The organism is Streptomyces sp. NRRL S-244, assembly GCF_000717915.1.
In the GTDB taxonomy this organism is placed as follows: Bacteria; Actinomycetota; Actinomycetes; order Streptomycetales; family Streptomycetaceae; genus Streptomyces.
In genome coordinates, this window is the sequence record NZ_JOCX01000015.1 from 208,612 (window position 1) to 221,756 (window position 13,145).

Genomic DNA, 13,145 nt, shown 5'->3' on the forward strand with positions numbered 1-13,145 from the left:
CCGGGTTACCGCCTGCGGTCCACCACCGCCAGCAGCTTCCCGCTGGTCGCCGTACGGTCCAGACCGGCTCCGTCCACCACCTCGACCGCGAAGTCGAGCAGCCTCTCCTCCACCGCCGACCGCAGCTCCGGGTACGCGGCCAGGAACTCCTCCCGCGCCCGGTCCGGATCCGGAGCGTGGCCGCTCTCCAGCCGTACGGCGAGGCCCTCGCGGGCCGCGCCGGCCGTCAGGACGGCCTGGAGCTCACCGACGTACCCCAGGTGCTCCCCGGCGATGGCCACGAAACGCCGGTAGTTGAGGAAGTACGTCGCCACCCGCATCACCTCGCCCAGCCGGCCCAGCAGTTCGAAGCGCGGGGCGTGGCTGCCGCACGGGCAGCGTCCGGGCAGCGCGCGCCCGAGGTCGCCGATCACGTACCGGTCGAGGTGCTGGCCGCGCCGGGCGCGGGTGGTGAAGACGAGCCGGCCGGTCTCCCCCGGGGCCACGGGCCGGTCCTCGTCGGTGTCGACGATCTCCAGCGTGTGCAGGTCGGCGTGGAGGTGGTGGACGCTGCCGCCGCTCTCCGTGCACTGGTAGCCGAGCGGGCCGAGGTCCGTGCTGCCGTAGGTGATGGAGTGGATGACCTCGATGCCGAACGTCTCGGTCAGCGTCCTGCGCTGCTCCTCGGTGAAGTGCTCGCCGCCGTAGTAGATCTTGCGGAGACCTCCGTACGAGCGCAGCAGGTCCGCCTCCTCGTGCAGGAGCTGCCACAGGTACGAGGGCATGCCGAAGAGCGTGTCCACCTCGTACGCGGCGATCATCTCCGCGGTGGCGCGGTGGTCGGGGCCCGCCGCCATCGGCATCTGGACGCCGCCGAGCCGCTCCAGGATGGAGAAGAAGCTGATGAACCCGCCGTACATGCCGCCGCAGTAGAAGAGGTTGGCCGTACGGTCCCGGGCCGGGTCGTAACCGGCGGCGAGCAGGCCGCGGGCGGCGGCGTGCATCTGCGTGTCGTAGTCCTCGTACGTGAACAGCGACAGGGCGGGCGTGCCGGTACTGCCACCGCTGCGGAAGTACAGCTCGGCATCGCCGCGGTCGACCCCGCGGTTGAGGTCCTGGACGGCGGCCTTGTCCAGCAGCGGCCCGGTGGGCGGCGGGAAGAGGGCCGGGCGGGCGAGGTCGTCGAGGCAGGCGGTGGCGGCGAAGCGCGCGTCGGCCTGGACGGCGACGCGGCGGCTGTAGCGCTGGAGGGCGTAGACGCCGTCGTGCGGTTCACCGGCGTAGCCCGCGGTCATGGCCCCGACGGGGGTGACGCGGGTGGCCCCGGCCGCCAGCACCAGGGCGGAGAGTTCGGCGATGTCGGTGCGGCTGCCCGCGATGCCGGCCGTCTGGAGGTAGCGGCGCATGGGGCGCAGGGCGGCGATCAGGTCCTTGCGGGGCAGCGGCTTGACCCAGACGCTGCGGTGCAGCGGTGACGCGGTGAGGGCCGGGCGGGTGTCGGCCATGACGCGCCAGGTGCCGTCGGGGGCGGCCAGGACGCGGGTGAGGCCCAGGTGCTCCTCGAGACGGGCGAGGTGCTCGGTGGTGGTCAGTTCGGCGTACTCGGCCGGATCGAGGTCGCGATCCGACGCGGCGGGCGCGGGCCGCGCGGCCAGGGCGGCGGCGAGGCGCTCGGCGAACGCGTGCAGCACGTCGGTGTCCGCCGCATCGGTGTCGAGGTAGACGACCTGGGGGCTCGAGCAGGCCTGCTGCTCGAAGAGGCAGACGTCCTCGGCCAGGGCGGCCACCGTCGCCTCGTCGGCCCAGGCGTCCTGTGTCACGTAGGCGAAGGAGATCTTGTGTCCCCACTCCACCAGGCGGCAGCCGGCCGGGACATGGGCGGCGACGCCCTCGACGGCGCTCTCGCCGCCCCAGACCGCGACGGCGTCGGCGGGTGCGCACATCAGGCGCAGCCAGTCCTGGCGTGAGGAGGGGAAGCGGAGCACGATGATGCGCTCGGCGAGGGCGCCGGTCGGGTCCTGTGCGGCGAGTTCGGCGAGGAGGTGCTGGGCGAGGAAGGTGTCGGCGCTGCTGGTCTTGAGGACGTTGACGTTGCCGGCGAGGAGTCCCTCGATCAGGCTGAGCGGGGCGACGGTGGCGGCGTTGCCGGGGGCTATGTGGGCGACGAGGCCGACGGGCGCCCAGGCCTCGTACACCGTCTCCTTGGCGTCGGGGCGGCTGAGCCGCTGCGGGGCGGTGCCGCCCAGTTCGCGGCGGAGCTTGCGGGTGAGGGAGGAGCGGCCGAGGAACTCGGCGAGTTCGGCCAGGAGTTCCTCCCGGTCCGCGTCACCGCCCTCGGGCAGGTGCGGGGCCAGCCGCTCCCGTACCCGGTGGCCGGGGTCGCGCAGGGCGCGGGAGAGCGCGTCGCAGGCGGCCAGTACGGTCTCGGTGTCCAGCGGCGCGGCGAGCGCGGCCTCGACGGCCGCGGGCAGGGTGGCCAGCCTGCGGGCGGCCTCGTCGTCCCCGATGAAGGTGCCCTGCCAGTAGTGGTGGTTGAGGTTGATGGTGTCGGTCACGACATTCCCTTCATCAGTTCGGCGGCGGCCACGGCACAGCTGCGGTTGCGGCTGACCCCGGCCCGGCCGTGGATCGTGAACCACGGGGTGGTCAGCTCGCAGCCGCACTCCTCGCCCGGGTGGAGCGAGGCGAGGTCGCCCATGACGACGCTCTGCGCCGGTACGGAGGTGATGTACGGGGACACCAGGTGCAGGTAGCCGCGCTCGCCGTACGGGAGCGGTTCGAGGGTGCGGGTCGAGCGGATGAAGACGCGGGACCACACGGGCGCGTGGAGGTTGTGGTGCGCGCACTCGATGTACGGGATGCAGTGCTCGACCGAGCCGAAGGTGTCCCGGATCCGCTCCGAGGGAACGCCCAACTGCTCGGTGACGCGGGCGTACAGCTCGTGTTTCCCGATCTGCCGGTCGGTGTGGCCCTTCCAGCCGCCGCCGAGGATGATCAGGGAGCCTTCCGGCAGCTCCAGCGGCGGGAGGCCCATGGCCCGCATCCGCTCCAGCGTGAACCAGAGGAACGCCGGGAAGCCGAGGATGCGGACGGGTACGTCGTCCTCGGCGAAGCGGCGCAGCGCGGCGACGCAGCCGAACGGGTCGAACTCGTGCCCGTTGCCGGTGTTGCGCAGGGCGTACTCGACCTGCCGGGCCGGGGCGAAATCGCACAGGTAGTTGTCGGTGAACGAGGTGCCCAGGTTGAGGTCGCGGGCGGGCTCGTAGCTGTAGAGCAGGTAGTTGACCGGCTGGTCGGGGGTGATCCAGCCGTTGTGGTCGAAGATGCGGGCGACCATGCGCTGGGCGGAGCGGATGGTCCACTCGTCGAAGAACATCTGCGACTTCTGCCCGGTGGTCCCGGAGGAGGTCAGGTGGAGGTGGACCTCTTCCTCGGGTATGGACAGGACCTCGTGGCGCTTGAAGAAGTTCGCGTGCACCAGGGGCGCCCCGTACGGGGTGTCCGGCCGCGCGCCGTCGTCGTACAGGCTGCGGAAGAACGGGGAGCGGTCGCGGTGCCAGTCGTTGATCTCCGCCATGGCGGCGGCGAACAGCTCCTCCTCGGCGGGACCCGAGGTGTAGGGCTCGGTCAGGTCGCACAGCTGCTGTACCCGGGCGAGGGCGGCGGCGTCGGGGACGTCGACGGGGGCGAGATGGGGTTTCTCGGGGGTGGTGGAAGGAGTGCCGGGAGGGGTCGTGGAAGCGGTCGTGGAAGGAGTAGTGGGAGCGGTCGTGGAAGGGGTCATGAAGCAACCTCACGTACGGGCAGATGCGTCGACGCCCAGGCCGACACGTAGGAATCGAGGAAGGGCCGCAGCGGCGGGTCGACGACCAGCCCGCGGAAATCGATGTGCTCGGCGGTCCGGGACATCACCACGTAGTCGTGGAAGCCGTCCCCGTCCCGGCGCATGGCCGGATACAGGGCCCCGGCGATGAAGCCCTGGGCGGCGAAGGCGGAGAGCGCGGCGTGGTGTTCCAGCGGTACGAGCGCCTCCACGTAGCCCGCGCCGGCGCGGGTCAGGGTACGGGTGACCGGCTCCAGCCAGCCGGCGGCGGCCGCCGGGTCGGGGTGGGCCGTGACCAGGGCGCAGTAGCCGCCGGTGCGGTTGAGGTAGGCGTACACCTCGAAGCCGCCGTCGTCGGGGGTGAGGAGGATGTTGGGGGTGTGCAGCGGGTAGAACCAGCGGCCGGTGTCGGGGAAGTGCTCGTGGAAGCGGCGGCGGACGAAGGCCGGCGCCTCGATCATCTCCAGTCGGCGGGGGGCGGGCCCGGCGGGCACCGGCACGGGCGGTGTGGGCCGGGCGTCCGCGTAGCTGATGCCCAGGCTGGCCTCGGCGGTGCGCAGCAGCGGCAGCAGGGAGGCCGGGACCTCGGAGACGGGTACCCGGCGGTCCAGCACCCCGGGCGAGTGACGCGCGTAGAGTGCGAGGCTTTCGCGGCTGCTGAGGTCCACGGCGTTGGGCAGGATGCCGAGCGGGCGGAAGCCGTTGCGGGCCACGACGCGCTGGGGTCCGGCGCTGACGGTACGGACCGTGGCGTACACCGAGTCGAGCTTCCCGGCGTCGAGGGTACCGGCGCACACGGCCTCGGTCAGCTGTCCGGCGAGCCCGGATCCGCGCTGGTCGGGGTGGACGGCGAGCCCTTCGAGGCGGCCGACGCGGCTGCCGGGTTCGCTGTGCACCGCCGCCGATCCGGCGAGGGCGCCGGTACGGGGGCAGCGCGCGACGAGCCAGAGCGTGTGCGGATCCCGGATCAGCCGGGACATCTCGGCGGGGTCGGTGCCGAGGGCGGTCGGGTAGTGCGGGCCGTAGACGGCGTAGTAGAGCTGGCGGAGATCGGCGATGTCGGCCGGGGTGGCCTGCTCGATCGCGGCGGTCATCGCGTGCCTCCTGCGGGGGTGGGCTCCGGCGCGGGAGCCGGGTCGGGTGCGCCCGCCGTGTCGGGTTCGCCCGCCGGGCGGGAGTGGCCGGGCAGCAGGGCCAGGGCGAGGGCGGCGGGCACGAGTCCGGCCGCCTGGATCAGGCAGAGCGTCTGGGCGGAGAGGTGGTCGCCGAGGAATCCGAAGAGCAGCGAGGCGACCGGGAAGGTCGCGCCGAGGACGGCCTGCATGACGGCGAAGAACGCGGGCTTGTCGGCGGCCGGGACCAGCCGCTGGAACAGGGCCACGAAGCGGACCCCGATCACCCCGACGCACCAGCCCGTCAGCAGCAGGGACCCGGCGATGACGGGCCGTGCGGCGATCAGGCCGGGGACGGCGAGGGCGGCCGCCATCGCGCCCAGGCACGCGGTGCCGACCACGGCGGGCCGGCCGGGCACCCGGGCGCCGGTGAAGGAGCCGATGAGCGTGCCCACGCCGAGCGAGGCCTCCAGGAGGGCGACGGTGCCGCCGTCGCCGTGCAGCACGGAGGCGGTGTACAGCGGCATGACGACGAAGACGGCCGTGGTGAAGAGGTTGGCCGCGGTGAAGCAGAGCAGGATGCCGCGGACGTACGGCATGGAGCCCAGCAGCTGACGCAGGGTCCGCCGCGGCGCCTGCTCGCCGCCGGCGGCGTCGGCAGAGTCGGCAGCATCGGCGACGCCGGGGTGCGCGGCGGTGCGGAACCGTACGGTCGCGATGAGCAGGGCGGCCGTCGCGTAGGCGGCGGCGCAGCCGACGGCGAGGCCGGCCACCCCGGCCGCGTCCACGACGAGGGCGCCGAGCAGGGCTCCGCCGAGGCTCGCCAGCGACTGGGTGGACAGCTCGAAGCCGGTCGCGGCCTCGATGTCCGCGTCGTCGACCAGCTCGGGCACGGAGGTGGTCAGGCAGGGGTCGAAGAAGGCCTGGCAGGTCGCGAGGGCAAGGGCGGCGGCGTAGGCGGCGGCGACCGGGAGGTCGCTCGCGCAGGCCCACACGGCCAGCGCAGCGGCGGCGGCTCCCGCTCCCCCGGCCGCGGTGCGCAGCAGCGAGCGGTGGGCGAAGCGGGCGATGGCGCGGGCGACGAGCGGGGCCAGGACCACGGCGGGCAGGGTGCTGACGGCCATGAACAGGCCGGCCGCGAAACCGCCGTCACCGGACGCGGCGTCGCTGATGAGCCACCAGGAGATGCCCACCTGGAACATGCGCACGGCGGCCTGGGTGAGGACCTGGCCGAGCCATACGGTCCCGAAGGCGCGGTTGCGCAGGACCAGGGGCAGTCGGCGGCCGGAGGCCGGTGTCGCGGGCGGGGTCGGGGTCGGGGTCGAGTTCATCTGCGTCGTCATGCGGTCGGCCTCTCGTCGAGGACGCGGACGAGCTTGCCGGAGCGGGTGTTGACCACCAGGTCGCGGTGGCGGGCCCACTCGACGCGCAGCGGGTGTACGAACCCCGCTTCGACGCTGTCGGGGTAGAGCGGCCGGGCGGTGTTCAGCCCGGTGACGACCTCCTTGGCGAGGACGTCCAGGCCGGCCGCGTCCTGGCCGGGGGCAGCGGCGGGGGCGGTGGCAGCGGCGGGGGCGGTGACAGCGGCGGCGGCGGTGGTGGCGGTGGCGAGGCGCAGTACGAGGCCGTCGCGCCCCTCCCAGCGGCGTACGACGAGCTGCATGCCGGTGACACGGCAGTCGGTGTCGGCCTCGGCGACGGCGTTCGTGACGTCCTGCCAGTACAGCGAGACGGGGCCGACGCGCACGCCTTCCTCGGCCCGGCCGAGGATGCGGAACGCCCCGCCCTCGGTGTCGGTCCACTCCGCGCGGTCGCCGGCGGGGTAGCGGATGACGGGCATGAGACGGCGGTAGAGCTGGGTGACGACGACCCGTCCGGCGCGGCCCGGCTCGCGGATCGGTTCGCCGGTCGTCTCGTCGAGGATCTCGACGAGGGTGTGCGGGGCGAACGGGCGGTGTGTGCGCGTGTCTTCGCACGCGCCGGGCACCGGCCGGCCGAGGAGGCCGCCGTCGACGCTGGCATAGCCGAGCGAGCGGGGTGTGGCCCGGGGGAAGGCCGCTGCCAGGAGGCGGCGCTGGTCGTCGAAGAGGGCTTCGCCGCCGAAGAACAGGAACTCGACGCCGGGCAGTTGGCGGCCGGCGGAGGTCAGGTGCTCGGCGAGGCGGCACAGCGTGGTCGGCGTACCGGCGACGACGTCGGCGGCGAAGTCCTCGATCGTGGTGAGCGTCGAGTCGAGCGGTGCGCCGCCGCCTATGGGCAGGCGGACGTTGGCGACGGGAGCGTGCGCGAGCGAGTCCAGGATGAACAGGAAGCTGGCGTAGAGCTCACCGGCGTAGAAGAGGTCCGCCACCCGGTGCCCGGGCCGCAGGCCCGCGTCGACCATGCCGGAGCCGAAGGCGGTGACGAACTCCTGCCATTCCTCACGGGTGTAGCAGGAGAACCGCGGCGTGCCGGTGGTGCCGCCCGTCTTGAACACGACCGCTTCCCCGAGGGGGGCGGTCAGGACGCGGTTGTCGCTCAGGGTGTTGGCGGCCCAGAACGCGTCCTGGTCCACGACGGGCACGTCGGTGATCCGGCTCACGTCCGGCGGCAGATCCGCGTAGAGCTCGGCGTAGAAAGGGGAACGGTCGCGGGCGAAACGCACGAGGTCTGAAAACTGCTGGACGGGCATGCTGCCTTTACCTCGAAAGATGAAGATGAAAGTTGGAATAGGCGGGATACAGGCGGCGCGCGCTTCGGGGAGTGGTGGAACTCACACCACTCTCATCCGTTGATCAGTCAACAATGCGGACGATGCGCACAGTTGGCGAGCGCGGCGCTAACCTGATGTCTGTTCACATGATGAGACAAGAGGAACGCACCGCCAAATCGATCGATGGCCGGCCCACGGACTTCCGGCCCGCGGGGCCGAAACCGCACAGTCCGTGGTTTCCTTTCGAAGGGATTCGGCGCGCCATTGCGAATGCGCGGGACCGGCCATAATGAGGGGAAGGGCAATCTCCAGCGAACAGGACGACGACCTCGTGGGAACCGCACACCTGCCTCCGGGCCAACGCCTCGCCAAGGGCTGGCCCGTCTCCCACTACGGCCCGGTCCCGAAGTTCCGCCCCGAGCGCTGGTCCCTCCAGGTCTTCGGCGCGACCGCCACGGGCGACAAGTACGCCTGGTCGTTCGACGAACTCTCGGCGCTGCCCTGCGTCACCATCGAGACCGACCTGCACTGCGCCTCGGGTACGACCTCCACGGACCACGAGTTCTTCGGGGTCGCCGCCCGGACGATCCTGGAGCTCGCTCCCCCGGCCCCGCAGGTCACGCACGTCATGGCCTGGGCGGAGTACGGGTACAGCGCCAACCTGCGCCTCGGCGACTTCACCTCCGGCCGGACCGTTCTGGCCACCCACCACGACGGCGAGCCCCTCACCGTCGAGCACGGGTTCCCGCTGCGCCTGGTCGTCCCGCACCTCTACGGCTACAAGGGGCCGAAGTGGCTGCGCGCGATCGAGTACATGACGGCCGACCGGCGCGGTTTCTGGGAGGAGCGCGGGTACCACAACATCGCCGACCCCTGGACGGAGCAGCGCCACTCCTACCAGGAGGAATAGCCGGTCCGACCAGGCACTCCGCCTCCGGCACCCGGCCATCCGTGTCCCCGGCGGCCAGCGAATCGTTTGCGCAGGCATGACGACGACGCGCTCCACGCTCGCCACCACGGCGCGACACCGGGCAGCTGCGGATGACGGCGACCACGACCGCTCCCCGTACGTCCCCGCCCCGCGGCAGCCGGCCCACGCGGCCGTGTCTTCCCCGCTCTTCGAGCAGCTCGCCCGGGAGTGGGCGGCGCGGGGGGCCACCGTGCCGGGGCGGCCGGATCCGGCGTGGCGGCGGCTGATCTCCTGGGAGCACTTCGAACGGGAGACCGCGGCCACCGTCCGCAACCTGCACCTGCGCGGCCCGGAGCCCGTACCCTCCCCCGCGCCCGCCTCCCCGGGGAACCCTCCCCGGTGGATGCGGGCTTGAGGCCCTGACGGCCGGGAACGGCCGGAAAGTCACCGACCGGCGCGGATCCGGCCCGCGATCAGCCGGATGGCGCTGATCGTCAGGTCCGGGTCGTGCAGCTGCACGTAGTGGTCGCTTCCGGTGGCCAGGAGGTGCGGGGACTGCTCCCCCAGCTCCACCAGTCCCTGCTGGACCGCGGGCCAGGCGCGCTCCAGCGGTGCGAGGAGGACCTTCGGAGTCCCGGCCGGGGCCGCGAAGGGCTCCGTCTTGCTGAGCACGGCCATCGGTACCTTCGGCAGCGGCTTCGCCGCCCGCACCGCGCCGACCGCGCCGTCGATGTCGCCCTTCTCGAACCCCGGGTCGGCGTCGAAACGCGTACCGGGATTGTTGAGCAGCCTCACGTACGCGGGCCACTGCGCGCCGAAGTACGGCTTCATGTTCGTGCCGAACGCGTCGACGAAGACGAGGCCGGCCGTCATCTCCGGATGCCGCTGCGCGTACAGACGGGTGATCATTCCGCCGAACGAGTGGCCGACGAGCAGGTACGGTCCGGGCACGTGCGCCGCCGTCAGCACCCGGTCGAGGTCCGCGGCCATGGCGGCGAGGGAGCGCGTGCCGGTCTGCGGAGTGCTGCGGGTGGTGAGCGCCGGCGGGTTCGCGTAGCGGATGGTTCCGGGCCGGTCGTACGTGCACACCCGCGCGAAGGCCGCGACGCCCGGGAACACCGCCGGTGACTTGGGGACGGGCGGGCGGGTGTCGGTGAGGCTCCAGGTGTCGGAGGAATCGTGCAGCCCCGATTCCAGGACGACCGTGGGGCTGCCGCTCCCCTTGCAGCTCAGCCAGAGCCTTCGGCCGCCGCCCACGTCGACCTGGCGGGAGAAGTCCTGAGGGGCCCGGATCGACCCGGAGGCGGATGCGGACGCGGACGCGGCCGGGGCGCCGCGCAGCGGCGGCGGGCCGCCACACCCGGGCAGAGTGGCCAGGGCCGTCGCGGCCAGGACCGTGGTCAGGACTGTGGTCGGAAGCGGAATCCGCTGTCGCATCGGCATTCTCCGCTTCCCGTGTTCCGCGTACGCCTGTCCCCTGACCGTCCGGCCCGATCATCCGGTACGAGCGGCCCGGGCCACGGGATCGCCGCACGGGAATCGCCGCGGCCGGACACCGGACGCCGGACGGGGACCGGTCCGCGGAGGGTGCCCTCCGCTTCCGGTCCCCGGTCCCCGACATACCGATCCCGATGCCGATCCCGGTCAGGCCTTGCGCGAACGGCCGCCGCCCAGGCCCAGTCCGAGGCCCACCAGGACCGCCGCCGCGACCACGATCGCCGCGTCGATCACCAGGACCGTACGGACCCCGCCGAAGAGCGAGCCCTGCGTGGTGGCGAGGACACCGAGCAGCGGGATCCCGATCGTGAGGCCGACCTGCTGCGTGGTGGTGACCAGGCCGGTCGCCAGCCCCTGCTCCGCGTCGGGCACGCCGCTCGTCACGGTGAGCCCGTACGAGATGATCGCTCCGAGGTGGAACATGCTGGCCAGCGAGACCGCGACCGTCGCCACGAGCGCGCCCGACTCGGCGCCCACGGTGAGCAGCGCGGCGGTGAGCAGCCCCTGGCCGAGCAGCGAGCCGGTCAGGGTGCGCCGGGCGCCGAAGCGGCCGATGACCTTCGGTGCGTACGAGCCGGCGAAGGCGGAGGCGACGCCCTGGATGCCGAAGACCAGACCGGTCCGGAAGGAGGACAGCCCCAGCGTCTCCTGGAGGTACAGGGTCAGGACGAAGATGACCGTCGACATCATCGAGAAGGTCACCAGACCGCCGATGTTGCCCCAGGCGATCGTGCGCCGCTTCAGCATCGGCAGCGAGACCAGCGGGGCCGGGCTCTTGGACTCGACCACGGCGAAGGCGACGAGCAGGGCCAGGCCGGCGAGCAGCGTGCCCCACACGTCCACGCCGCCGAATCCGCGCTGGGCGGCCGTGGACAGGGAGTAGATGAGCGCGAGCAGACCGCCGGTGACGGTGACGGCGCCGGGTACGTCCAGGCGCGGCCGGTCGGGGGTGCGCGACTCGGGCAGCAGGCCGGGGGCGAGGGCGAGCACGATCACCGCGGTGACCGAGAGCAGCCCCATCGTGGAGCGCCAGCCGAGGGTGTCGGTCATGACGCCACCGAGGACCATGCCGATGGTGAAGCCGAGGGAGAGCAGGGTGCCGGAGATGCCGAGGGCCTTGTCGCGCAGCGGGCCCTCGGGGAAGGTCGTGGTCAGCAGGGACATGCCGGTCGGCACGATGACCGCCGCGCCGAGGCCCTGGAGGGCGCGCCCGGCCAGGAAGGACGCCGGGTCCCAGGCCAGGGTGGCCAGCAGCGAGGCGGCGCCGAAGAGGGCGAGGCCGATCAGGAACAGCTTCTTCCTGCCGTACAGATCGGCGATCCGGCCGAAGAGGAGGAGGAAGCCGCCGGAGGGGAGCGCGAAGGCGGTGACCGCCCACTGGAGGGCCGACTGGCTCAGGCCCAGGTCCTTGCCGAGGACGGGCAGGGCCACGTTCAGTACGGAGAAGTCGAGCGCCACCATGAACTGGGCGGCGCAGAGCACGAAGAGGACCAGCTTGGCCCGGCCGGTGAGCCGTTCGCTCCCGGGGGCTGCGGCCCCGAGGTCGCGGGTCGCGGTCCTCGTCGCCGCCGTCGCCGCCGTCGCCGCCGTCGCTGTCGTCGTTGTTGTTGTTGCTGTCTGAGAATCGATCGCCATGGCCACACCCTCGCGGTCCGGGAATGCCCGTGGAGAGTGGGAACTTATCCTGTTGGTGGCACCACCAGGCAGCCGACAGGGGGATTGAGTGGCTACACCGATCGACAAGCACCGCCGTTCCGAGCTGCGCGAGTTCCTGATGAGCAGACGGGCGCGGGTCACCCCCACGGAGGCGGGCCTGCCCGACGGCGGGGCCCGGCGCCGCACCCCGGGCCTGCGCCGGGAGGAGGTCGCCGTGCTCGCGGGGGTCGGGGTGTCCTGGTACCAGTGGCTGGAACAGGGCCGCGACATCACGGTGTCCCCGCAGGTGCTCGACTCCGTGGGCCGGGTCCTCAAGCTGTCCAGCGCCGAGCGCCGGCATCTCTACGTACTGGCGGGGCTCAACCCGCCCGCGCTCGAAGTGGCGCCCGCCGACCGGGACATGTGCCAGGGGCTGAAGCGGCTGATCGACGCCTGGATGCCGTTCCCCGCGCACATCATGGACGCGTACTGGAACACGGTTCTCTACAACGACTCGGCCGCGCTCGTACTCGGGATGCGCCCGGAGATCGTGCAGAACTGCCTCATCGCGTTCTTCACCGACCCCATCTACAAGGCCCGTTCGCGGCACTGGGAGGAGAACGCCTGCAACGTGGTCGCCCAGTACCGGGCGGCGAGCTCGGAGTGGCCCGAGGACGAGGGGTTCCGGGCCGTCATCGAGGAAGCGCGGGAGCTCAGCCCCGAGTTCGCGGTGCTGTGGGACCAGCGGGACATCCGGCCCGGCGGCCAGATGCGCAAGGAGATCGAGCACCCCGTCGTGGGGACGCTGTTCGTCGAGTCGACGCAGCTGCGCGTACCGGCCCGGCCCGACCTCTCGATCGTGCTGCACACCCCGCTGCCGGCCACCGACACGGCGGAGAAGCTGGAGTGGCTGACCTCGGCGGAGGGGCGCCGGGGAACCATGTACCCGATCGCCGGCTGACCGCCCCGTACACGGCTCACCCCGTACGCGGCTGACCTCGTACGCGGGTGCCCCGGACCGGCCGCAGCGCCGGCCCGGGCACCCGTCGGCGGGCGGCTACAGCCCTTCGGACCGCATACGCACGATCTCCTCCTCCACCGCGCGGAGCTCGTCCCGCCGGTCCATGAGGATCAACAGCTCCCGGTAGTTGGTCAGCGCGGTGACGAGAAGATCGCCCCAGCCGGGTTCCAGCGCGCACATGCGCCGCGCGGCGGCGACGGACTCGGCGCGCAGGGCCAGCGCGATCTCCGGCCGGTGTGCGAACTCGTAGCGGCTGTACTTCCACAGTGCGGCGGACAGCAGGGGCAGATAGGCCAGGGGGCTCACCTGGACCAGGACGCGGTAGGCCGCGACCCGCTCGCGGACCGGCGGCTTCGCCGATCCGAGGAGGGCGACCCGGGCTCGGAGGACTGCGTCGTGATTGATGTTCGCCGAGTGATTCATGACGGTGATTCTCAAAGCCGCACAGGGGCCCAAACAAGGGCAATCGACTGTGC

11 protein-coding genes are annotated in these 13,145 nt (G+C 72.5%); 3 read left to right on the forward strand and 8 right to left on the reverse strand.

Annotation, left to right across the window (positions count from 1 at the left end):
* Positions 1–5 precede the first annotated feature (5 nt).
* Genes IF02_RS0120515 through IF02_RS0120535 form a run of 5 tightly spaced genes read right to left on the reverse strand, consistent with a single transcriptional unit; the run spans position 6 to position 7,585 of the window.
* Positions 6–2,534: an aldehyde dehydrogenase family protein gene (locus IF02_RS0120515; RefSeq protein WP_234318276.1), complete on the reverse strand. Its 2,529-nt coding sequence runs from the start codon at positions 2,532–2,534 to the stop codon at positions 6–8.
* On the reverse strand, positions 2,531–3,763 hold the full coding sequence (locus tag IF02_RS0120520; protein WP_051696391.1) for an acyl-protein synthase: 1,233 nt from the start codon (positions 3,761–3,763) through the stop codon (positions 2,531–2,533). Before IF02_RS0120520 ends, IF02_RS0120515 begins: the two co-directional genes overlap by 4 nt.
* Positions 3,760–4,896 carry a GNAT family N-acetyltransferase gene (locus IF02_RS0120525; protein WP_030158991.1) on the reverse strand — a complete coding sequence of 379 codons (1,137 nt, stop codon included), beginning with the start codon at positions 4,894–4,896 and terminating at the stop codon, positions 3,760–3,762. Before IF02_RS0120525 ends, IF02_RS0120520 begins: the two co-directional genes overlap by 4 nt.
* Complete coding sequence (locus IF02_RS0120530) at positions 4,893–6,257, reverse strand: MFS transporter (RefSeq protein ID WP_078622211.1); 1,365 nt, start codon at positions 6,255–6,257, stop codon at positions 4,893–4,895. The genes IF02_RS0120525 and IF02_RS0120530 overlap by 4 nt, the downstream gene beginning before the upstream one ends.
* The gene (locus IF02_RS0120535; RefSeq protein ID WP_030158994.1) at positions 6,254–7,585 is read right to left on the reverse strand and encodes a phenylacetate--CoA ligase family protein; all 1,332 of its coding nucleotides are present in this window, start codon (positions 7,583–7,585) and stop codon (positions 6,254–6,256) included. Before IF02_RS0120535 ends, IF02_RS0120530 begins: the two co-directional genes overlap by 4 nt.
* Positions 7,586–7,895: 310 nt before the next feature.
* Here IF02_RS0120535 and IF02_RS0120540 point away from each other — a divergent pair, with 310 nt between their 5' ends.
* Positions 7,896–8,516 (forward strand): molybdopterin-dependent oxidoreductase, encoded by a 621-nt coding sequence (locus tag IF02_RS0120540; protein WP_051696392.1) that lies wholly within the window; start codon positions 7,896–7,898, stop codon positions 8,514–8,516.
* 76 nt (positions 8,517–8,592) lie between these two features.
* Positions 8,593–8,931, forward strand: a complete 339-nt coding sequence (locus IF02_RS32555) for a hypothetical protein (protein ID WP_051696393.1) — start codon at positions 8,593–8,595, stop codon at positions 8,929–8,931.
* A gap of 29 nt (positions 8,932–8,960) precedes the next feature.
* Here IF02_RS32555 and IF02_RS33225 read toward each other — a convergent pair whose 3' ends face one another.
* Positions 8,961–9,953, reverse strand: a complete 993-nt coding sequence (locus IF02_RS33225; RefSeq protein ID WP_158708524.1) for an alpha/beta fold hydrolase — start codon at positions 9,951–9,953, stop codon at positions 8,961–8,963.
* 207 nt (positions 9,954–10,160) lie between these two features.
* On the reverse strand, positions 10,161–11,648 hold the full coding sequence (locus tag IF02_RS0120555) for an MFS transporter (protein WP_030159001.1): 1,488 nt from the start codon (positions 11,646–11,648) through the stop codon (positions 10,161–10,163).
* 139 nt (positions 11,649–11,787) lie between these two features.
* Here IF02_RS0120555 and IF02_RS0120560 point away from each other — a divergent pair, with 139 nt between their 5' ends.
* Positions 11,788–12,609 (forward strand): helix-turn-helix transcriptional regulator, encoded by an 822-nt coding sequence (locus tag IF02_RS0120560; RefSeq protein WP_051696408.1) that lies wholly within the window; start codon positions 11,788–11,790, stop codon positions 12,607–12,609.
* 96 nt (positions 12,610–12,705) lie between these two features.
* Here the strand turns inward: IF02_RS0120560 and IF02_RS0120565 are convergent, their stop codons facing one another.
* Positions 12,706–13,092, reverse strand: a complete 387-nt coding sequence (locus IF02_RS0120565; protein ID WP_030159004.1) for a hypothetical protein — start codon at positions 13,090–13,092, stop codon at positions 12,706–12,708.
* Positions 13,093–13,145 lie beyond the last annotated feature (53 nt).